The organism is Halomonas elongata, from assembly GCF_029081005.1.
GTDB classification, from domain to species: Bacteria; Pseudomonadota; Gammaproteobacteria; order Pseudomonadales; family Halomonadaceae; genus Halomonas; species Halomonas elongata_B.
The window spans coordinates 1-20,498 of record NZ_JAJQTQ010000028.1 but is presented as its reverse complement, the minus strand read 5'-3'; the positions used below and the strand labels follow the sequence as shown (position 1 = coordinate 20,498).

24 protein-coding genes are annotated in these 20,498 nt (G+C 59.0%); 9 read left to right on the top strand and 15 right to left on the bottom strand.

Going from position 1 to position 20,498, the window contains the following annotated elements:
• The first annotated feature begins 146 nt into the window (after positions 1 to 146).
• Complete coding sequence (locus LU493_RS16390; RefSeq protein WP_275288876.1) at positions 147 to 2,321, top strand: FAD-dependent oxidoreductase; 2,175 nt, start codon at positions 147 to 149, stop codon at positions 2,319 to 2,321.
• Entirely contained in the window at positions 2,321 to 2,944 is a 624-nt protein-coding gene (locus LU493_RS16385) for a CDP-alcohol phosphatidyltransferase family protein (protein WP_275288875.1), read from the top strand. Before LU493_RS16390 ends, LU493_RS16385 begins: the two co-directional genes overlap by 1 nt.
• 53 nt (positions 2,945 to 2,997) lie before the next feature.
• Here LU493_RS16385 and LU493_RS16380 read toward each other — a convergent pair whose 3' ends face one another.
• On the bottom strand, positions 2,998 to 3,567 hold the full coding sequence (locus LU493_RS16380; RefSeq protein ID WP_275288874.1) for a carboxymuconolactone decarboxylase family protein: 570 nt from the start codon (positions 3,565 to 3,567) through the stop codon (positions 2,998 to 3,000).
• A 102-nt stretch (positions 3,568 to 3,669) separates the two neighbouring features.
• Positions 3,670 to 4,215 (bottom strand): TetR/AcrR family transcriptional regulator, encoded by a 546-nt coding sequence (locus LU493_RS16375; protein WP_275288873.1) that lies wholly within the window; start codon positions 4,213 to 4,215, stop codon positions 3,670 to 3,672.
• A 207-nt stretch (positions 4,216 to 4,422) separates the two neighbouring features.
• Here LU493_RS16375 and LU493_RS16370 point away from each other — a divergent pair, with 207 nt between their 5' ends.
• From LU493_RS16370 to LU493_RS16355, 4 genes are all read left to right on the top strand, one after another.
• A complete protein-coding gene (locus LU493_RS16370) occupies positions 4,423 to 6,831 on the top strand; it encodes a PqqD family peptide modification chaperone (RefSeq protein ID WP_343076098.1) in 2,409 nt (802 codons plus the stop codon).
• A 95-nt stretch (positions 6,832 to 6,926) separates the two neighbouring features.
• Entirely contained in the window at positions 6,927 to 7,241 is a 315-nt protein-coding gene (locus tag LU493_RS16365) for a hypothetical protein (protein WP_275288872.1), read from the top strand.
• Between the two features lie 96 nt (positions 7,242 to 7,337).
• Entirely contained in the window at positions 7,338 to 7,910 is a 573-nt protein-coding gene (locus LU493_RS16360; protein WP_275288871.1) for a DinB family protein, read from the top strand.
• Positions 7,907 to 8,398: a DUF302 domain-containing protein gene (locus LU493_RS16355; RefSeq protein ID WP_275288870.1), complete on the top strand. Its 492-nt coding sequence runs from the start codon at positions 7,907 to 7,909 to the stop codon at positions 8,396 to 8,398. The genes LU493_RS16360 and LU493_RS16355 overlap by 4 nt, the downstream gene beginning before the upstream one ends.
• 92 nt (positions 8,399 to 8,490) lie before the next feature.
• Here LU493_RS16355 and LU493_RS16350 read toward each other — a convergent pair whose 3' ends face one another.
• The 8 genes from LU493_RS16350 to LU493_RS16320 form a co-directional block, all read right to left on the bottom strand.
• On the bottom strand, positions 8,491 to 9,156 hold the full coding sequence (locus LU493_RS16350) for a DUF3047 domain-containing protein (RefSeq protein WP_275288869.1): 666 nt from the start codon (positions 9,154 to 9,156) through the stop codon (positions 8,491 to 8,493).
• Between the two features lie 93 nt (positions 9,157 to 9,249).
• On the bottom strand, positions 9,250 to 9,486 hold the full coding sequence (locus LU493_RS19980; protein WP_343076097.1) for a zf-HC2 domain-containing protein: 237 nt from the start codon (positions 9,484 to 9,486) through the stop codon (positions 9,250 to 9,252).
• A gap of 90 nt (positions 9,487 to 9,576) precedes the next feature.
• Positions 9,577 to 9,795 carry a zf-HC2 domain-containing protein gene (locus LU493_RS16345; RefSeq protein WP_275288907.1) on the bottom strand — a complete coding sequence of 73 codons (219 nt, stop codon included), beginning with the start codon at positions 9,793 to 9,795 and terminating at the stop codon, positions 9,577 to 9,579.
• A 2-nt stretch (positions 9,796 to 9,797) separates the two neighbouring features.
• The gene (locus tag LU493_RS16340) at positions 9,798 to 10,409 is read right to left on the bottom strand and encodes a sigma-70 family RNA polymerase sigma factor (RefSeq protein WP_275288868.1); all 612 of its coding nucleotides are present in this window, start codon (positions 10,407 to 10,409) and stop codon (positions 9,798 to 9,800) included.
• Positions 10,410 to 10,523: 114 nt separating this feature from the next.
• A complete protein-coding gene (locus tag LU493_RS16335) occupies positions 10,524 to 11,198 on the bottom strand; it encodes a TIGR04282 family arsenosugar biosynthesis glycosyltransferase (RefSeq protein ID WP_275288867.1) in 675 nt (224 codons plus the stop codon).
• Positions 11,188 to 11,874 carry a TIGR04283 family arsenosugar biosynthesis glycosyltransferase gene (locus LU493_RS16330; RefSeq protein WP_275288866.1) on the bottom strand — a complete coding sequence of 229 codons (687 nt, stop codon included), beginning with the start codon at positions 11,872 to 11,874 and terminating at the stop codon, positions 11,188 to 11,190. The genes LU493_RS16335 and LU493_RS16330 overlap by 11 nt, the downstream gene beginning before the upstream one ends.
• A 201-nt stretch (positions 11,875 to 12,075) precedes the next feature.
• Positions 12,076 to 12,786, bottom strand: a complete 711-nt coding sequence (locus LU493_RS16325) for a cytochrome c biogenesis CcdA family protein (protein ID WP_275288865.1) — start codon at positions 12,784 to 12,786, stop codon at positions 12,076 to 12,078.
• A complete protein-coding gene (locus tag LU493_RS16320; protein WP_275288864.1) occupies positions 12,783 to 13,187 on the bottom strand; it encodes a thioredoxin family protein in 405 nt (134 codons plus the stop codon). Before LU493_RS16320 ends, LU493_RS16325 begins: the two co-directional genes overlap by 4 nt.
• A gap of 246 nt (positions 13,188 to 13,433) precedes the next feature.
• Between LU493_RS16320 and LU493_RS16315 the strand changes: the two genes are divergently transcribed.
• The gene (locus LU493_RS16315) at positions 13,434 to 14,201 is read left to right on the top strand and encodes a YiiX/YebB-like N1pC/P60 family cysteine hydrolase (RefSeq protein ID WP_275288863.1); all 768 of its coding nucleotides are present in this window, start codon (positions 13,434 to 13,436) and stop codon (positions 14,199 to 14,201) included.
• Here the strand turns inward: LU493_RS16315 and LU493_RS16310 are convergent.
• From LU493_RS16310 to LU493_RS16295, 4 genes are all read right to left on the bottom strand, one after another.
• The gene (locus tag LU493_RS16310; RefSeq protein WP_275288862.1) at positions 14,190 to 14,819 is read right to left on the bottom strand and encodes an ATP-binding cassette domain-containing protein; all 630 of its coding nucleotides are present in this window, start codon (positions 14,817 to 14,819) and stop codon (positions 14,190 to 14,192) included. The two genes, LU493_RS16315 and LU493_RS16310, sit on opposite strands and share 12 nt — an antisense overlap.
• Complete coding sequence (locus tag LU493_RS16305; protein ID WP_275288861.1) at positions 14,816 to 16,444, bottom strand: ABC transporter permease; 1,629 nt, start codon at positions 16,442 to 16,444, stop codon at positions 14,816 to 14,818. The genes LU493_RS16310 and LU493_RS16305 overlap by 4 nt, the downstream gene beginning before the upstream one ends.
• 81 nt (positions 16,445 to 16,525) lie before the next feature.
• Positions 16,526 to 17,737 (bottom strand): ABC transporter substrate-binding protein, encoded by a 1,212-nt coding sequence (locus LU493_RS16300; RefSeq protein ID WP_275288860.1) that lies wholly within the window; start codon positions 17,735 to 17,737, stop codon positions 16,526 to 16,528.
• 24 nt (positions 17,738 to 17,761) lie between these two features.
• Positions 17,762 to 18,832, bottom strand: a complete 1,071-nt coding sequence (locus LU493_RS16295) for an aminoglycoside phosphotransferase family protein (RefSeq protein ID WP_275288859.1) — start codon at positions 18,830 to 18,832, stop codon at positions 17,762 to 17,764.
• 436 nt (positions 18,833 to 19,268) lie between these two features.
• Between LU493_RS16295 and LU493_RS16290 the strand changes: the two genes are divergently transcribed.
• Both LU493_RS16290 and LU493_RS16285 read left to right on the top strand, forming a co-directional pair.
• Positions 19,269 to 19,697, top strand: coding sequence for a DoxX family protein (locus LU493_RS16290; protein WP_275288858.1), 429 nt, complete (start codon positions 19,269 to 19,271; stop codon positions 19,695 to 19,697).
• 81 nt (positions 19,698 to 19,778) lie between these two features.
• Positions 19,779 to 20,003 (top strand): hypothetical protein, encoded by a 225-nt coding sequence (locus tag LU493_RS16285; RefSeq protein WP_275288857.1) that lies wholly within the window; start codon positions 19,779 to 19,781, stop codon positions 20,001 to 20,003.
• Positions 20,004 to 20,336: 333 nt separating this feature from the next.
• Here LU493_RS16285 and LU493_RS16280 read toward each other — a convergent pair.
• A partial coding sequence (locus tag LU493_RS16280) for a transposase (RefSeq protein ID WP_275288381.1) occupies positions 20,337 to 20,498 on the bottom strand: 162 nt, incomplete at its 5' end.

The following is a 20,498-nucleotide window of genomic DNA, read 5'->3' as shown; positions in this document are numbered from 1 at the left end:
AGGGGCGATAACATCAAACATCCACCTGCGAAGTACATAACTGGTAGCCCGGTCGTTCCATCAGGGTGTAAGGAATGGCCTGGTTCGGCGACTCAAGAGTGATGGCAGGCAGTCTGCGGTCAGTTCAACGTCATGGAGATGCGCTTTTGAAATATCTACGCCCCCTGCTTGCCGTGTTGTTGCTGGCAGTGATTGCCGGGATTGTTGCCAGCGGTGTGCTGGACTTTCTCAGTCTGGACTATCTGAAGGCCGAGCAAGCGAGCTTTCAAGCCTGGTTCGCTGCCGAGCCCGTCGTCGTCGCCGGTGGATTCTTCCTTCTCTATACCGTCATGGCCGCGCTGTCGCTGCCTGGGGCGACTCTGCTGACGGTATTGGGCGGCGCGTTGTTTGGTCTGGGGTGGGGGCTCTTGATCATTTCCTTCGCCAGTGCGCTCGGGGCAACCCTGGCGGCGTTGCTCGCGCGAACCCTGGCGCGCTCCTTTCTGGAAAAGCGCTTCTCTTCCCAGCTTGAGCGGGTCAATACCGGCATTCGTCGTGAGGGCGCTTTCTACCTGTTCACGTTGCGGTTGATACCGTTATTTCCCTTCTTCGTGATCAATCTGGTGCTGGGGCTGACACGGATGCGCCTGCGCACCTTCTATTGGGTCAGTCAACTGGGCATGCTGCCGGGTACGGCGGTGTTCGTGAATGCCGGGCGAGAGCTCGGTAACCTGGAGTCCCTCTCCGGCATCCTGTCGCCGTCGCTGATCGCTTCCTTTGCGCTGATCGGGCTCTTTCCCTGGCTGGCGCGTGCTCTGGTCGCCCTGGGCAAGCGGCGCCGGCTGGCCAGGCGGTTCCGGCGACCGCGTCGCTTCGATCACGATATCGTGGTGATCGGTGGTGGCTCGGCGGGTCTGGTGGCCAGCTATATCGCCGCGGCCGTCAAGGCCGATGTCGCTCTGGTGGAGCGTGACCGCATGGGCGGGGATTGCCTCAATACGGGCTGCGTTCCCTCCAAGGCCCTGATCCGGGCGGCCCGCTCGGCCAAGGAAGTTCGCCAGGCGTCGGCCTTCGGCGTTCACGCCGGCGAGCCCCGTGTGGATTTTGCCGCCGTCATGGCGCATGTGCGGCGTGCCATCGATGAAGTGGCGCCCCACGACAGTCGCAGCCGCTACGAGGGCTTGGGCGTCGAGGTGATGGAGGGGCAAGCGCGACTGGATGATCCGTGGCGTGTCGTTGTCACCACCGCGAATGGCGAGTGCGTATTGACGACCCGCCACGTCATCATTGCCAGCGGTGCCCGGCCCCGGGTGCCGGACCTTCCCGGTCTCGAGCAGGTGGAGGTGTTGACCTCGGACTCGCTCTGGACGCTCGAGGCATTGCCCGAACGCCTCCTGGTGCTGGGCGGAGGGCCTATCGGCTGTGAGCTTGGCCAGAGCTTCGCGCGGCTGGGCAGCCGGGTCGACCTGGTCGAGATGGGCCCGCAACTGCTGCCCCGAGAGGATCCCGAGGTTGCCGACGAGGTCGCCTCTAGCCTTCGTAGTGAGGGCCTGCACCTGTATCTGGGGTATCGGGCATTGCGGGTGGTGGCCTCCGATGAGGGCCATGCCTTGGAGATTCAGGGGGACGGGGAAGTAGTCGAGCGTCTGGGCTTTAGCCATCTGCTGGTCGCGGTGGGGCGGCAGGCCAACTTCGAGGGTATGGGGCTCGAGGCCCTCGGCGTCGAAACCTGCGAGGATGGCACGCTCCGCGTGGATGAAACGCTGCAAAGCGTGCTGCCCAACGTCTGGGCGTGTGGCGACGTGACGGGCCCCTATCAGCTTACCCATGCCAGCGCGCATCAGGCGTGGCATGCCACGGTCAATGCGCTGTTCGGCGAGTTCAAGCGGTTCAAGGTCAGTTATCGGGCAATGCCGGCGGTGACCTTCACGGACCCCGAGATAGCCCGGGTCGGGCTCAATGAGCGCGAGGCCAGGGAACGGCACATAGCGTATGAGGTCACCCGCTATGCATTGCATGATCTGGACCGGGCTTTGGCGGAGGGAGACGCGACGGGGTTCGTCAAGGTGCTGACGGTGCCCGGGCGTGACCGAATCCTGGGGGCGACGATCGTCGGCACCGGGGCAGGCGAGATGCTGGCCGAATTCACCCTGGCGATCACACGCGGCATCGGGCTCAACAAGTTGTTGGGCACCATCCACCCGTATCCCACGCGCAGCGAGGCGGTGAAGGCGACGGCCGGCGTATGGAAGAACGACCACAAGCCAGAGCGCCTGCTGGGATGGCTCGAGCTTTACTTCCGCTGGCGACGTGGCAGAGAGCGCTCAAGAGAGGAGGCCTGATGCTGGATCGGTGGACGATGCCAATGACCCAGAGGCCCTTGGTCGGGCTGGCCAGGTGGCTACATCAAACGGGCTGCCAGCCGCATCATGTCACGTTGGTCGCCTTCGGCATTGGAATGTTGGCGTTGCCGCTTCTGGCGTTGGAAGCGTATGTGGCCGCTTTGGTGGCCATTCTGCTGAACCGTCTGGGGGACGGTGTGGATGGTACATTGGCGCGCTACTCGGGGACAACAAGTGACGCTGGCGGCTTTCTCGATATCGGCCTGGATTTCGTTTTCTATGCCGCCGTGGTACTGGGTTTTGCCCTGGCCGACCCCGAGGCTAATGCCCTGGCTGCTGCCTTTCTGCTCTTTGCCTTCATTGGCACGGGGACTTCGTTCCTGGCATTCGCCATTATGGCGGCTCGTCATGGCTTGGAACGTCCTCGCTTCCCGCAAAAAGCCTTCTACTATCTTCATGGCCTCACGGAAGGTACCGAAACCCTGTTGGCCTTCGTAGCTTTCTGCGTGTTTCCTTCCCTGTTCGCCTGGTTGGCGCTGGTGTTCGGGGTGGCGTGTTTGGTGACGACGGCGACCCGCCTATGGGGTGGCTATCGGGCGCTCCGCCATACTGAGGATCGCTAAAGGAAGGGCCAACCCGGAAGGTTGGCCCTGAGTCTGCCTAACCCGCTTGGCGATCATCCTTGCCAGGCGTGTCCGGAAAAGGCCTCGTCGAGTTCGGGATGGTTGACGTGGTTGGCGTAGTTGGAAAGTGTCTTGACTGCCAGGGCCAGCACGATCTGCAAGACGTGCTGCTCCTCGAAGCCGGCAGCCAGGAAAGCCTTGACGTCCGCCTCGGTGGGCATGCCTCGGGTTTCGAACATCACGCGAGTGAAGTCGCTGAGTGCCGCGAGGCGTTCATCGGGAATGGGCTGGCCGTCACGGATCGCTTGCACGGTTTCTGCTGGCACTTGGGAGACTTTGTCGGCCAGCATGCTGTGAGCTGACATGCAGTAGTCGCAACCATTGAGTCGGCTGATGGTCAGGAAGACGACTTCTTGCTCCGGGGCAGAGAATCCGGAGTCCTCACGGAAGAGTTGATAGCCGTGTAGATAGGTATCCAGAACCCCCGGCGCCTTGGCCATGCCTGCATACATGTTGGGCACAAATCCCAGCGTCTCCTGGGCCTGTTGTAGAAGTGGGCGGGCCTTCTCATTGGCACTGTCCAGTGTCTGAGGGGCGAGTTGCATTTGATAGTCGGCTGCCATGGGACTTCTCCTGTTCGCGAGTCTATCGCGGGTTTCGATGAAATTTGGATCAATTGGTCCAAATATGGCGTAGCAGGATCTTGCGGTCTCCGTGTCGGGTGACTAAGGGGTGATATTGCCTGTGGTATCCAGCACCAGCCTGGCGGCGGCCTGAGCCTGATGCCCGTCGCCTCCTGTTTTCAGCAGGGTACGTAACCCCGCCATGCTCAGGGTTAGATAGTGGGCGAGAGTGTCGGCATCGTGTGCCGCTGTGATACTGCCGTCGGCTTGGCCTTGCAGGACCGCTTCGCGAAATAGATCGGTGATGGCGGCCATGCTGTCGCGAGCTGCCACGGAACTTGCAGGGTCTAACTGATTGATTTCGCCCACTGAGTTGAAGATGAGACACCCCAGGGATGCACGGTCGCTGCTAGCTTCCCCGGCGGTATCGAGGAAGAGTGTCTCCAGGAAAGATTGAGCCGACGGGGCGATCGCCAGTCGGCGCCTCAATCGTTCGATCAGCGTTGCGCGATAGCGCTCAAGGGCTTCGAGGAACAACTGTTCCTTGCTCCCGAAGACCTGGTAGAAGCTGCTTCGTGAGATCTGCATGGCCTTGAGCAGGCCCCGGGTGGACGTCTGGCCGTACCCGTGAGTCCAGAAAACCTGCATGGCGGTACTGGTGGCTTCATCTGGATTGAAAGCGAGTGGGCGTCCGCGTGTCATGCCTGACAATTTAGGATCGACTGGTCCAGAAATCAAGTCGACGACAATTTCTGCATTGGATGCTATCGCTAGTGTAAGGAAGCGCGGTATCGGACGACTGAATCTACAGGCGCCGGTTCTCTACAACGATAATCTCGAGCGGTGAGGGGCAGGATGACAGAGCAGACTACTTCGATACGACGCTTCTGGCTCGGCGGAAAGCGCGAGGCTGAACAAGACACGTTCTTTCGCGAAGCCCTGGAATCGCTGGGCTGGGAGCAAGGTGACGAGCAGCATTGGGATGCCGGTTGGGTGACGGGGATGCCTGGGGCCGCGCAGTTTCGCCGGGCGTCCCCGCGGCGAAAGTTGAATCATATTCCGGGGAATGCGGCGCTGACGGTGAAGAGTCGGCTGGCCGATGGCCTGATGGCTCTGCGAGAACGCATACGGGAGAGCGGTGGCGACGTTCAGCGCCTGGATTTCTTTCCTCGCTCCTACTCGATGCCACGCGACTATCATGCGTTGCAAGACGCGGCGGCAGAGAGCGGTGGGCGCTGGATCCTCAAGCCCACCAACGCGTCCAAGGGCAAGGGAATAAGGGTGCTGCGCGAGGCAACCGATGTCCCCCTGGCCCCGAACTGGCTGGTGCAGGAGTACCTGGACCACCCTCACACGATACGCGGGCATAAGTATGTGCTCAGGCTTTATGTCCTGATTGCTGGTCTGGAGCCTTTGCGCGTCTATCTCTATCGACAGGGCTTTGCCAAGCTGGCCTCCGAACCCTGGGATCCCGAGGATGCGGACAACCCCTTCAGTCAGTTGACCAACCCGGACATCAATGCGCTGAACGACCGAGCAGAAGTGCCGGTGGAGTTCATCGACCTGGAGCGCTATCGAGCCGGGTTACGGGAGCAGGGGCATGACGATACGGCGCTCTTTTCCCGGATAGAGGACCTCGTGACACTGACCGTGCTGTCGGCCGTCGGTGCCATGCGCCGGCAGACTGCCAGAGTCGGGGGGGATCCTCGGGGCTGCTATGAGCTACTGGGGCTGGACTGTCTGGTGGACGATACGCTCAAGCCCTGGATCCTGGAGTGCAACCTCAGCCCGTCGTTGGGCATCTGCGCGGCGCCGGACAATGGCGGGCGTATTGAGGCAGCCGTGAAGGGAGACTTGGTCCGTGACCTGATCTCATTGGTCGATATTCCCGGAAGCCACGAGACCGTATCGGCTGATGTCGAATCCGTGCTGGCCGACGTGCAAGCCGAACAATCCCGGGCCGGTCTTTTCACGCCCTTGTGGCCTTCGCGAGAGCCGGAACGCTACCTGCCGTTCTTTGCCCTGCCAAGCCCGGCCGACTTTCAACTGGCCGAGGGCATGGCAGGGCGGCCTATCGACAAGCCGACGCTGAAGCGTCGACGTGTGGCGGAACTGGTCGAAGGTGACCAACTGGCCCTTTATGCCACGGATACGGGCGACATCTACCGACCCAACGAGACGGCCGCCATGATCTGGCTGCTGGCGACCGAGGGGCTGGACCTGGATGCCATCGCCGACACCCTGGTACAGGCCTTTCGGGGGGAAGAGGTTCCCGACGACTCGACGGTGCGACGCGACGTGTGGACGACGCTGGAGGAATGGTGTCAAGCGGGGCTTCTCTGCCAGGCCTGCGGGGCCGATTCAATCCCTCCCGCTGCTGAGGAAGTGCCTACGACATCAACCTCGATGCCTCTTCACCAGTCTGGTAGCGCCATGCGGCTCGACATTGATGGCAAGCATTGGATCCTGGAGGCCGGAAGCGATGCCGCCATGGAGCGACTGTCAGCGGACTGGGCGGCGTATCTGTCGCCGCTTGAAGGTGATGAACCGGGGAGGGGGCAACGCCTGTCGGTACTGAGCGAGCCGCACGGCGGGTATGCCTTGGCAACCGACCAGGCACTGGTCGCCACCCGGCTAACCCTCGACCAGGTAATGCCGGCGCTGATTTCCTATTTGTTGCGCCAGGCGGCTGAGGTCGGCCGCCCATCGGTGGATGTCGATGTGTTGATGACTGGTGCGGGAGAGGGAGTCCTCTGCCTGTTTTCTGAGGAGAAATATGGCGACGACGTACTGCGTGCGCTGCATGGCGTGGTCGGGGCACCCTCTTGCCGGGGTGCTCGCCTGGTGTTGTCGATGCCAGGCCAGGTCGAGCCCTTGGCACTGCCTATTCCCAACAACATCGAGACCGAGTCGACCTCCTGCCTCGCGGCGGTCACGCTGCGTGGATTGTTGGTGATCGAGGATGAAACGACCAACGAGCCAACCTCCCTACTGTCAAGTCTCGACGTTCTGACCACCTTGTTGCCACGGCTGTGCACGCATGATGAAAGCCCCTTGGATGGGACGGGTGTGCAGGCATTGGCCGCTTGGCTGACTGCTGTACCTTGTTATCGCCTGGCAGGAGAAAGCTCGCTTGAGAGCCTGAGCGATTGGCTCGAGTCACTATCAACACGCCGTGTCGAAAACGGGAGGGCTGCCCGCCCTGCCCTGAATGAGGGGATGACAGCAACTCCCTCCGAGCAGAGTACGGATGCTCGACTATGAGCCGTCCGTACAGGCGCCGCCCGGTGGAAGGGCGCCACTGCACTCGGCATGCGAGGGCATGCCGTTCATGCCAATAGAGTGGAAAGGAGCAACCCATGACACAACAAAACGAGAATCGACGCAGCCTGCTGAGTCGCCTCAGTCGTCAACTGGGTTACACGGCCCCGGCGCTGGTGCTGGTGGCTAGCGGTGCGGCCGTGCAGGCCGTGGCCAGCGAGACGCCCGGGGAGTCGATGTATTCCAGCGGACAGGAGGCGCCCTTGATGCTTGCCGAAGCCCAAAGTGAGAAAGCCGAGGCAGAAGCCGAAGCTGAAGGCGAGGCTGAAGCTGAGGGAGAGGCTGAAGCCGAAGGTGAAGCTGAGGCTGAGGGAGAGGCTGAAGCAGAAGCTGAGGCAGAAGCAGAAGAGTAAGAAACGTGGCACGACCCAGCAGCGGGTCGAGCGAATGCTGGCCCGCTGTCTCTTATTCTGCTGTGTGCACGACCCTGACCGAGAAGGGGACTCACCATGATGCAAGACGATGACAGGCCCATGGCGCCACTGGCTGGCTTGGTCGTGGAGAACCGGCTGGCGTTGTCGCAACTACGCGAATTCATCGAAGACCTGACACCCACCGACTATTGCTGCTCCCTGGGAAGTGGTGGACGCCACAGTATTGGTCGGCATCTGCGCCATATCATCGATCATTATGACGCGTTGTTGAGTGGGGCCATGGGAGGACGTGTCGACTATGAGCGGAGGCGTCGTGAGGTGACATTAGAGCAGTGGCCTGCTGAGGCACGCGCGCGTCTGGAGGATATCGATATGTGCCTGGCCCGACTGGGTGGGGCGCCACCGTCAGAGGAACTGAGCATCGACTATCCTGTTGACGGCAGTGATTGCCAGGTATTGGCCAGCAGCCTGGCGCGCGAACTCGCGTTCCTGACCAGCCATACGATCCATCACATGGCCATCCTGGGGCTATTGGCAGAGTCACTGGATATCGGCCTACCCGCCACGTTCGGGGTACACCCTTCGACACTGAGGCACTGGGAGCAGTCGGCACGCCCCCAAGCGGATAAGAGGAGTGAGATAGCATGAAATGGATACAGCGTTGCATGGCCTTTGGACTGGTTGTGGTACTGACGTCTCCCGTGGCGGCCGATACACATTGGCCGAAAGAAGGCTGGGAAGTGACGCATACGTCCCTGGGTTATGAGGCATTACTGACATCCCTCAAGGAGGCGGTTGATGCTGAAGGAATGGCTGTCGTCACCGAGGCTGGCCCTACAGAAGCAGCGGCTCAACGTGATGTGACGATTCCGGGGAACCGTGTGGTCGGTGTCTTTCGCAATGATTATGCAGTGCGACTGTTGCGATTCAGCGTACCTGCCATGATCGAGGCGCCGATGCGCTTCTATGTCACTGAGAACAAGGATGGTAGTGCGACGCTTTCCTGGAAGGAGCCGAGTTACGTGCTTTCCCCTTACGAAGCGGCAACAGAGGAAGGCGCCATTGAGAAGATTGGCCAGGAGCTGGATGCGATTTTCTCCGCGATTGCAGAGCGGGCTGTCTCGGAGACGGAGTAAACGATTGTGCCTGGAGACGTTTCCGGTATCGATGAGAGTGGCTTGTAGCCAGCGTCATTCAGGCTATCCAGCCTGAGCGGGCAAGCCACCTTTTACGAAGAAGGACACTCGGGTAGTGAAGCACTGGAAGAGAAGGCAATATGTGTGAACCAGGCTGTGGCATTGACGCTGGCATTGTCACCATCACTCATTAAAGCCACTCCATCGATATGGTCAACTTTCTTGCCAAACAATTTGGCATAGTCTGCACTGACGTCATGTGCTTCGGCAACCCACTCGCCGACTTTACTCCCACCACTTTGCAGGGCGAGAAGGTGGGCGCGATCGGTAAAAGCGTTGATCCAGTCTGCCCCTATGGGCTGGCTGGAGGCCCATACGTAGTTCACTGACTCGATTTGCCAAGGTAATAGCCCTGTTTTCCTGGCGACATAAACGCGGGCGGGATAGTCGTCACCTTGTTTTGTTGTTTCATCAAGTCCTGGGTACACGTTACTGACTTTCCAGCACCACTGGATATAGGGGGTATTGGTCAGGTTGATTTCCTGTTCCAGGTATAGGGCCGAGGCGTTACCTCTAGATTGTGCTTGAAGGACTTTGTATCCATTCTGCTCAATGAGTTGATAGTCGGTTTCCCCGCTGAAGCTACGGGAGGACCATGTCATGATCTCGTCAGCACTAAAATGTGGATTTCCCGAGGCCGTTACGGTAAAGCCACTGGTCAGTAGCAAAACCGCCATCCTTGATAATGAAGGTATCATGATGAGTCTCCATATGGACCATGCATTATGAGCGATTCTGGTTCTCTTGAACTATTGCGGAAATTACAGCTTGTAAATATGTAAGGAGCATGATCAGTGGGGTAGGTCATTGTCGTCATCATCCGGTTCAAAGCGAGGAGGCTGGATTTTCCGCCTAACGTAATGTTGACTCATTTGGTGCATCAGGGTGAACTGACGATCACATTGACGGCATGGGGCGCACACTAGAAGATGTAAGCGAAGCAAGAGTCGCTCACTAAACATCAGACGACGCTCGAGTTTCAGTGACATCAGGCGTGTGGCGGCTTTGCAGCTGCGGCGTAGGAACATCAAGGGTCCTCACATGGATAGTCTCGATTCGAAGGGAGGAGATACTTTGTCGTATCGAGATGGAGGACCTTACAGTATGCTGTCAGTTATCTAGTCATGGCTGTCCCGCTCGCTACCTCGAGTGGTTTCAGGTGGTCGTTCCAGCGCTGCCTCGAAACGTTCACCGAGCTGATGCATCAAGGCGAACTGATGGTGGCACTGTCGGCAGGGATCGCACATCATCAGATGGATACGAAGCGACAGACGCTCTGACAACGTAAGGCGACGATCTTGTTTCAGGGACATGAGGCGAGTTGCCTCTCGGCACATCATCATGAGTTGTTCTCCTCTAGCCAGCCCTTTTCCAGGCATGAGCGAAGGCGCAGGCGAGCTCGATGGAGGATGACCCAGCAATTGTTTTCCTTGATGCCGACTTCCTGGCAGATCTGCTCAGTAGACAGCCCCATGAGCTCGCGCAGCGAGAAAACGCGGGCGATATTGTCAGGCAGGCTAATCATGCATGCATCGAAGACTTGCCAGAAGCGTTCATTTTCGAACAGGGTGTCAGGTTCTCCCCATGATGCTGGCCGTGCGGTCTCCTGCCATCTGCCATTCTGCTGGAAGAGTCTATCGATTGACTCGTCATCGCCCTCTGTCTCCAAGGGTTGCCAGGTGCCACGGCGTTTCTGCTCGCGTAGTGCGTCGAGTATCTTGTATTTAAGGATGCCAAAGACCCAGGTTTCATACCCTGAAAGACCGGCAAAGCTCTCACTTTTTTCGAGGGCCGTCATCAGGGCCTCTTGAACGGTATCCTCGGCCAGCGCATTGTCTCGAAGGTGAAGACGGGAAAAGGATATGAGACGGGGTCTCAAGGCTGTGAGGCGTTCCGTTCGCGTCAGTGGCTCCGAAGGCTCTCCGGCCTTGAGAGTCGAGTCTTGAGACATATAAGCGTTCCCTATAGATAAAAGGAGGCATGATATCGCGTCTTGTTATGAGACAGTGGATCATCCTCCAGGGACAGATACTATTCCGTAACCTGAGGACAGGTCTTTCCGTCACTATGGTCTTTTTCTAAAGGCGATGTTTTTCCCCTCATGATGCGTCGGTTGCCGTTCAGTGCATTGGCTTGCCCATCGGGAGAGATCCTCGGGGCGGTCGATATCCCATACTGTGGCAGGACAGGCAATGCGCCATCCGAGCGCTGCGGCGCGTTCGCGTGTAGTGCCCATTACTCGACTGGTTCCCCAGGGTACATCGTGAAATAGTCGAATGTCGGGGGATTGAACGCCCACGAGACCATAACCTCCATCCTCGGCTGGCAGGAAGACCGCGTCGGCATTGGCCAAGGCATGGTAGCAGCGTAGCAAAAGTGCTGGCGTCAGTGTGGGACAGTCGGTGCCGATCAAGAGTCCCGGTCCGGGCAGCCGGGAGAGGGCTTGGTAGATACGTATCCCTAGGTCGCCAGGGGGCTGAGGGCTCAGTGCAATGTCGTGCTCATGGGCGAGCTCAAGAAATAGAGGATGAAAAGGAGCCAGGGCCGTCCAAAGCGTGATGCGATGGGAAGGGGTAGCGCCACAAGCGACCGTCAGCGTGTGGCGAACCAGATCTTCATGGAACTCAGCGGCGCCTCGTGCACCGAGACTGGGAATCAGTCGTGTCTTGGCCTTTCCAGGTATTGGGGCCTTGGCCAGGATGGCGAGTGGAAAGTCGCCAAGAGGGATGTCAGCGGACATGAGAATATGCAGTCGCCAGTCGTTCCGCTGGGACGCCCCGCCAGTAGCGATAGCGAAGCCTCCACATCAGCCAGACCGTGGACCAGACGCCATTGCGTTCCCAGCGGCGACCGCTTGTGACGACGCGTTTCTTCAGACAGGCAGGACGACTTAGTTGTCTCAACCGTTTTGACATCTCGATGTCTTCCAGTAGCGGTTGTTCCGGAAATCCACCGACTTTCTCGAAGACCTCACGTATCATGAAGATTCCCTGATCGCCAGTGGCGATGCCAGTGAGGCGAGAACGTCGATTCATGGCAGTGGCAATCACTGGCAGGAGCGGGTGCTGGCCATCGATACGGACATCGAAGCGGCCCCAGTACCGTCCAGAGGTGAGAGCTGTATGAATCGATGCAAGCGCGTCATTTGGCAATCGCGTATCGGCATGCAGGAAGAGCAAATAATCTCCTGCTGACTGTCGGGCACCATGATTCATCTGTTGAGCCCGGCCTGGGGCGCTCGAGAGTACTCTGACGCCCCATTGCTGCGCCTTGACTCGCGTAGCATCTCGGCTGCCACCGTCCACGATCACGACATCCCGTGCACCTTGCTGTGTCAGGGAGTCCAACAAGGTGTCGATCGTGCTGGCTTCGTCGAGCACCGGAATGATGAGGCTGACAGGAGAGCAGTTGGGCATGATGGGTTGTAAGATCCATGGCTGATACCCATTGTGTCGTGCCGTACCCTGGAACCTTACAGTGTCCTACAAAAAAAATGTGGGCAAGAATGTCTGGAGGATCTGCCACTGGTGTGGCGGGCAAGGCTCGAGCTCAGTGGGTCAACGCCGGCTAAGATTGAAAGAAGGGAGTGCCTGTGACACTCCCGTCCTTGAGAGGCTTCAGAGGGTGATTGCCCAGTCCGGCAGCCATGTCAGTGCCCAGGCCTCAAGAAGCTTGTCAATTCCTGTTAGTACAAAAAAACCAAGGAACAACAGCATCCATCCCAGAAATACCTTGCCTTGTCCTGCACGCTGCATCATCTGTGGCCGCCACTTTGACAATGCCTTGCTTGATAGTAGTCCCGAGATCAGCAAGATACTCCCTGTCCCCAGACCGAAGGACAGCATGACCAGGAATGACGTCACCATGTCCTGCCCCATCGAGGCAAGCGCAATGGCAGCTCCCAGTGTTGGGCCAACACAGGGCAACCACACCAGTCCCAGAAGTAAACCAATACCTAGCTGGCCTTTCCAGCCACCTTCTCCACTCATGTTGATATCAAAGCGAGAGGTGAGGGTTGAGAGTTTTAGTGACAGCCACTCGCCCAGGGACTTGATAATTAGTGGCAATGACACTGCAAGCAGCAGCACAGCGGCGAAATATCGGAACAGCTCAGGATCCAGGCCCAGGCTGACAAGAATAAAGCTGAGCAGGGTTCCCGCCAGAGCGAAGGAAAGGCTCAGACCAAGCGCGAGGGCATATGGGCCAAATCGACCGCTACTGACGGCAGAACCCATCACAACAGGCACAAGAGGCCATACGCAAGGGGAAAGGACACTCAGTATCCCTGCTAATAGCGCCAATGGAAGGACTGTTAGCTCCAAGGTCATCCTTCTTCCACCTTCACGTTATCGAGCGCTTCGAAGATCTTCTCCTGGCGAGTTTCCGCAACCGAGAACCAGACTTGGTTCGTCCCCTTGTACAGGATGAGCGTGGATTGACGAGGTGCCTTGAAGTGCTTGACCCACTCTTTTTGATTGTCAAAGTCCACGGTCAGCATGGTAATGCCCGAATTTGGATTTTCTTCTCTGTATTTATCCAGTATCTCATGCTGTCGCTGACAGGTAGGGCACCATGTAGCACTGACATCTACAAGAATGGTGGAGCCTTGCTCCTGCAATTTATCGAAGCGTTCCTTGGTAAAAGGTTCCTTTTCCAGGGCCAACGTCCAAGTGGACATGAACAAGCCTGCCAGTAGGGCAAGGATTGTCGTTGCAGACTTGAGGCTCATGATTCTCATAGGTCCCTCTCTTTTGCCAGTTAGATAAAAGGGGCTGAAAGCAAGGTCGCCCTGCTTCTTTCTGACAGCCGCCTCACCCTTGGTCGTGGATGCTCCCGAATCCTTACAGCCAACCCATGCCTCACACAGAAAATATGGGAAGAGGCGTAAGGAAGGGCACCTCGCCGAGGACAAAAATATATAGAGAGATGCCTTTGCGACCGGTAGGACCGTTCGTTCCGGATGATGGAGTGCGCCATGATGAGCCTGCACGGTTGTGGATATGTTTTGAGCTGCTGGCTGTCCTGCCCGAGGCCATGGCTGCGGGAGAGACTACCGGATGAAGGGGATGTACAAGCTTGCCTGATGCCGGGTGATGTACTGCTGGTGGATGGATCCTCGCGGATCAGCACGGTGATTAAGTACCTTACCCAGTCAACGTGGTCACATGCGGCGCTCTACGTCGGCGAGGCTGCCTGCCGGCAACGGTTTGGGGTAACACGGGGGGAATGTTTCGTCGAGGCGGATCTTTCCGAGGGTGTCAGGCTCGTGGGTACCGAGACATATGCCAGAGATGCGGTACGTATCTGCCGCCCGGTGGGGTTAAGGCCGGGAGAGATAGAGCAACTGGTCGAGTATGTGTGTCAGCGGGTCGGTCAACGCTATGATCTTCGTAACCTCTTCGACCTGGCGCGTTATCTGTTGCCGCTTCCCCCGGTGCCCTCTGGGTGGCGACGTTACATGCTTGGTCTCGGCAGTGGGGATCCCACGCGCGCGATCTGTTCCACCTTGATTGCTCAAGCATTCCAGGCGGTGAACTACCCGATTCTGCCATTACCCGTAGGGCAAACACCGGCGGGAACGCTCTGGCGTCGCCGTCACTATTCGCTGTTCACGCCCAAGGACTTCGATATCTCACCGTATTTTGCCATCATCAAGCCGAAGCTGGTCCATGGGTTTGACGCTCATACGCTGCACTGGCAAAGGTCGTCAGCGACGATAGCCGCGAAGTGTTCAATTCGTTAGTTCGATCACACGGCCAGCAGCATCGGCAGCATCCTCCCGATCATGGGTCACCAGCAGGCTCGGTAGCTTCGCTCTGTGCAGATGTCCAAAAACCAGTTGGCGCATCTCGTGGCGCAGATGAGCATCGAGCTTGGAGAAGGGCTCGTCGAGCAAAACCGCACAAGGGTCGGAAAGCAGTAACCGCATCAAGGCCACTCGGGCCTGCTGGCCGCCCGACAGGGTGGCCGGGTCGCGATCGCCAAAGCCGGGCAGTCCGATCTCCTCGAGGGCCGTCTGGATGCGTGCCGCCTTATCGGGCGTATGGCGTGGCATGCCGAAGCGCAGATTGCCCTCCACGGATAGATGCGGGAAGAGCATGGCATCCTGAAACAAGAGCCCGATGCGGCGCTGCTCGGCGGGGAGTCGCGTGATGTCGCACCCATCCAGTCGCACTCGCCCGCTGACCGTGAAGACAGGGTTGAGAAAGCCCGCTACCCAGGCTAGCAGCGAGGACTTGCCCGAGCCTGACGGGCCCATGATGGTCAGGACTTCACCGGGGCCAATGGTCGCATCAAGTTCGACCAGCGCTCGGTGCTGTAGGGAGAGACGTACCTGTTCCAGAGTGAGTCGATGCGTCATAGTGTTCCTTTCATGCCTTGGCGCCTCGCCCAGAGTAACCGAGGTAGGCCCAGGGCAAGGATGAAGCCCAGCAAGGGGAGGCAGGCCTGCGTCAGTGCCCAGACGCCGATGATCCGGCGACTGCCTCCGGCGGCCAGTGCTACCGCCTCGGTGGTGACCGTGGGGAGTCGACCGGCACCCAGCAGCTGGGTTGGTAGGTACAGGCCGATGCTAATGGCCAGTCCGACGGCGATGGCGGTCAGGATCGGCCCTAGCAGCATGGGGAAACGTATGCGCCAGAAGGCCGCGTTCTGGCTTGTGCCCAGCGAAGCGGCGAGGTGCAGCCAGCGTGGGTCGAAGCGTCGGTAGGCTTCGGACAGTGCTAGAAAGACATAGGGCAACACGAAGAGCAGGTGACCGAAGACGACCATCACCGAGGGGATGCGAATACCTAGCGATTCCAGTACCACCGCCAGGCCGAACAGGAAGGCGATCTGGGGCACGATCAGTGGCAGATAGAGTAAGCCTTGGGCTGACTGAAGACGAGCCTCGGAAGGGCGACGACCGGTACGTTGCTCGTTCTCCAGTGCCGCCAGCACGAGAATCAGCGCCGCGAGTGTCGAGATGATGGCGACCACGAGCGTCGTGATGAGCGAAACGCTCAGTTCAGGCAGGGCATGCTGCCAATGCCGAGGCGTGAAGCCCTGGGGCAAGAGATCGGGAAAGTGCCAGAAACCTGCTGCCGAGTTGAGGGCGAGGCTTCCTAGGCCGATGAAGGCGGTGAGTGTCGCCAGCAGAATCAGGATCTTGCCCGTGTTGCGCAGCATGGCATCGCCGCGGCGTCGATGACCGTTCATGACCCAGCGATAGCCCAGATATCGGATCCCCCGTTCCAGCATCCACCATGTCAGCAGGGCCATGGCGGTGACGCCCAATTGCAACAAGGCGCCGGCCGAGGCCATGAAGCGTCGTGACAAGTCGGGATCGTGGAACCAGCTCAGAATCGAGACCGCCAACGTTGGTGGCATTGTGGGCCCCAGGATCATGGCCACGTCCACGACGGAGGAGGCATAGGCAATAACCGCGAAAATCGGCAGTCGGATCAGTGGATAGAGGGCTGGGGTGACGACCTTGAGCCATGCCAGGGTTGGGTGATAGCCCAAGGAACGTGCCATCTGGGTACGTCGCACTGGATCGAGCTGGGGCAGCATGGCCAGGCTCATCAGCAGCAGAAAGGGCAATTCCTTGAGAATCAGGCCGGCCATCAGCGAAATGCCCCAGGGATCCTGCACGATCTGCCAGTCCGGTGGGCGTTCCCACCCTGTCAGGCCCGGTGAAACGAACCTGGCGATCAGGCCGGATGGGGCGATAAGGAAGGCCAGGCCGAACGCTGCGGCGGCATGCGGTACCGAGAGCAAGGGCGAAACCAGGCGCTGTATCCAGCGATCCAGGCGAGTCCCGGCGACGCCCGCCAGGAACAGCAGGACCACGACAACGGATACCGCCGTGGTGACCAGTCCTGTGGTGAAGCTCAGGATGACCGAGCGGGCGAGTCCCGGCTGGGCCAGCAAGTCCTGCCAGGGCGTCAGGCTTAATGCCTGTCCGCCCAGGGCCGGCAAATAACCGAACGCAGGGAGCACGGCCATTCCCAAGCCTGCCACGATAGGACCGACCAGAAGCACGATGATGAATGATGGCGTGAGTCTGAGGATCACGAGGGCAGGCCCCTACTCTCTTATATAGCGCTTGCGCCATTCTTCCTGCAGAGCCGTCATCCAACTGGGATGCGGTTCGGGGAGCGTCGTTTGCAAGGCGCCCCGAGGTGGCAACGCTGGATTGTCCGACGTCGCGGCGAAGGCTTTCCTGGCCGGGTCGTCGAGCCGCGTGACATCCAACACGGTCCTGTCCCCCCAGACGGTGATATCCTGCTTGTGAGCCTGGGCGCGAGGGGAAAGCAGAAAGTTGGCGACGACCATGGCGCCTGCCTTGTGGGGCGAGTTGGCGGGGATGGCCACGAAGTGCACATTGCCCAGCGTGCCGCCATCGAGGACATAGCTGCGGGTCATGGGTGGGAGCTCGAAGTCGTCGACGGCGGCGGCCGGCTCGGAGGGATTGAAGGTGAAGGCCAGATCCAGCTCGCCATCGGCCATCAAGCGGCGCATGGCGGGGCCGTTGGCCGGGAACTGGCGCCCGTCGCGCCACAGGTGCGGATGCAACGCCTCGAGGTAGTCCCATAGCGGCGCTGTCACGCTCTCGAAGTCACTCTCCTCGACGGGAGCATAGAGCGGCTCCGGATTCGCGGTCAGGGAGAGCAGGGCCTGCTTGAGGAAGGTACTGCCCGTGAAGTCGGGTATCCGAGGATAGGTAAAGCGCCCGGGATGGTGACGCGCCCAGTCAAGGATCGCCTCGATGCTGCGAGGCGGGGATGCGATCCGGGCGCTATCGTAATAGAAGGTGATCTGTGCCTTTCCCCAAGGTGACTCGTATCCGTCGGTGGGAAGTGTGAAGTCGGTCACCACCTCGGGGTTGTGCTCCGGGTAAGTGAGGGAAAAGTTCGGCAGGTGTCGGGCAAAGGGGCCGAAGAGCAGGTCGTGCTCGCGCATCGCAGCGAAATTTTCCCCGTTGAGCCAGATGAGGTCCACGCTACCGTCCCGGCGGTTGCCGGCCGTCTGCTCGGCCAGCACCCGCGAGACCGCCACCCCGGTATCGTCCACCTTGACGTGAACGACGTCCACGCCGTATTTCGCTTGCACTTGCCGATTGACCCAGTCGATGTAGTCGTTGGTCCGGACGTCGCCTCCCCAGGCATTCCAGTACACGGTCTGGCCGCGGGCTTCTGACAGGACGGTCTTCCAGTCGTCGGGTGCCGGGGCGGCCATCGAGGGGCCGGCAAGCAGGGTGGCCACCATCAGTGTGGCAAGCGTGAAGATCGATCGCATAACGGCATTCCTTGTGGTGCAGGTTCAGTGGTTCAGGATGTCGCGTAATGTCGGGAATTCATCTCGGATGCGTCGGATTACCTGTGGGTCGAGATAGTGTGCGGCCCGATCTCGGACATGAGTTACGAGCGAGTCCGCACTGAGCTCGGCAGACCAATCCTCGCCTTGGGCTTCCCTGTCTTGGGGCATGTCATGCTGGGTTTGCCACTTGGCACACCAGGTCAGAGACCAGAGCCACATGGCTTTGCGGCAGGCGAGTAGTGTCTGGGGGTGGCAAGCACGACCAAACCATTGCTGCCAATGTCGGTAGAACGCGGCAATCTGGTCGATATCGAGCTCGGTTTGATGGTGAATATCCCAAGTAGTCGAGGTATAGAGGCTGGCATGTGCTAAATCGAAACCTGGTAACCCATAGCGGCATTTTTCTAGATCCACCAGTACCGCGTGCCCTGAGTCGGTGATCAAGAAATTGCCTGGATGGGCGTCAAAACTGATCAAACTGCGGACCTCGTCGGGGAGACGGACGGGGAGGTCCCGGAGTAGCTGCTGGATGAGCTGGAAGGCGCCATCGTCAAGATCAGCCTCTGACAGCCATAGGGCTTGGCGCTCTATCTCCTCTCGCATGGTCCCCCAAGCATCTGCTGGAGAGGCAATAGGTGGGCGTGATTCCATCGAGGGGAGATCGAGACGATGTAAGGCTGCCAGCGCCTCGGCAATGGCCGGCAGGTCCTCGGGAAGGCGAGCGGGACGTCCATGAATGGCGCTGACCAACAAGCCGCCTCGCGGGAGTTCCTGCGATGGGGGAAGCACTTTCTGAAGCTCTGGGGTATGTCCACTCTTGGCCGCCCGGGCAAAGCACGCCGCCTGGTGATGAAGGTTGTCGCGAGTGGAAAGCCCGAGTTGGCTCTGCTTGGGCAGGCGGGCTACCCAATCGATATCATCCCTCTCTAGCCAGATATGGTGATGGGCCAGGCCTGTGTCGGCCATGAGGGACATGTTGCGTATCCCCAGTTCTCCCTCGGGAGCGTTCAGGACCTTCATCAGTCCTTCTACCGTGGGGAGGCTTGTTGTACCGGATGCAGTATGTTCGGACATCGGGTTCCCAAAGGCAGCAAGTCTTCTCTGTAGTCGAATGTCGGCCCTATTCCTTACATGATTTGTCGGCTTATGGATCGAAACAGCTAAACATGGCAGGGCTGTCGCCGATGGGAGCAGGAACTCCTGTGGAAGGTGGTGAGCATGGGGGAGAAGGCCGCTGCGGCTTGTTAGGGCAGCACAATGCAGATGACGAGATGAAAGGGGCACGCGTTGCGGAGTAGTGATGAAGCCGTGTAAGGATCCTCATCGGTGAGCGACCAAACCCTATAGGCCGTAAGCTGGCCGTATGGGGGAAGAAGTCCTGGTAAGTGCTCAAGAGGGCTTCACTCCCAAGGTTCGACAACATCGTTGCCAAGTCCAGGGCATGAATGGACAGCTATAGTGAGGAGACCGACTTGTGACTGGCTGTCTTTCGAGAGAGGAGAATCTGCGCATGAATCAGTTCAGCAACGATCAACAGTACACCGCCACCACATTACCCGCGGCGCACTGGCTGCTGCGGGCGGCGGTGGCAAGCGTCTTCCTCTATACCGGCATCGATAAGTTCATGGGCACTGGCATCGAGGGTTTTGCCCAGATCATGAATCTCCCTGTCGTGATCGGAGGAGCTGTAGCACTAGGAGAGCTGGCCGCCGGTTTACTGGTACTGGTGGGTGGCTGGATCGCCGGTCCCCTGGGCGATCTGGTTACGCGGCTTGGCGCTTTGTTCACCGTGCCGATCCTGCTGGGGGCCATCTTCATGGAGCATTGGGGGCAATGGCACTTCATGGCGACGCCGGAGCACCCGTTGGGCGGAATGATGTTCCAGGTCACTCTATTGCTATTGGCGCTGTATTTGATGGCCAAGGGCAATCGTGCATGAGGCAGCCAGACGCCCGCTGGCGTCGACATCCAACATGGAACGAATGGCTCTGCTGTACGCAGGCGAGGTCATCGAGGAGGCATGATGATGGATAATGATAAACGACACTCATTGCTCGAGAAGTTATCACGCGGCATTGCCTATAGTGTGCCGGTGATTGCACTCGTTGTGGCTGGCACAGGAGCGTATGGCGTTTATTCAGATGTAGCGAAAACGGACGGCTATTATATGCTTGCCTCAGCCGAGGGAGAGGCTGAAGCCGAAGCCGAAGCCGAAGCCGAAGCCGAAGCCGAAGCCGAACAATAACTCCTGAGTGTAGATGTGCTGTCAAGCTAGGGGGAGCAGAGGTGTTCCGACATACTTGGTTAATGGATGATCTTCCATGAATCACGGATCAGCCTAACGACTTGACCAAGTAGAGGGGAGGGGCTTATTTGGCGAGATGGAGCTGGCCGTCGTATATATTGTTGGATGGCTTTAAACAGGCATGGGGACTCGAGTGACCCCATGCCTGTTCATTATGCTGATCTGGAAGGGGCAGCAAAGTGATTAGTGATTCGAGAAAAGATTCAACCCTGTGGGAAGTCAGATTCAGAGCTGGATGCCTCAGCAATCAGCTCAAGGTGATCATAAAGTGTCTTAGGTTTTGTCTGAAAAGTCAGCACGCAGGCAACGGTCTATGCAAGCCAGACATACCATGGCACTAAAGCTACTGGCGAGCTTGTCGTATCGGGTGGCGATGCGCCGTAGTTCCTTAACCCAGCCGAAGCCACGTTCGATCACGTTTCGCTCCCGGTACTT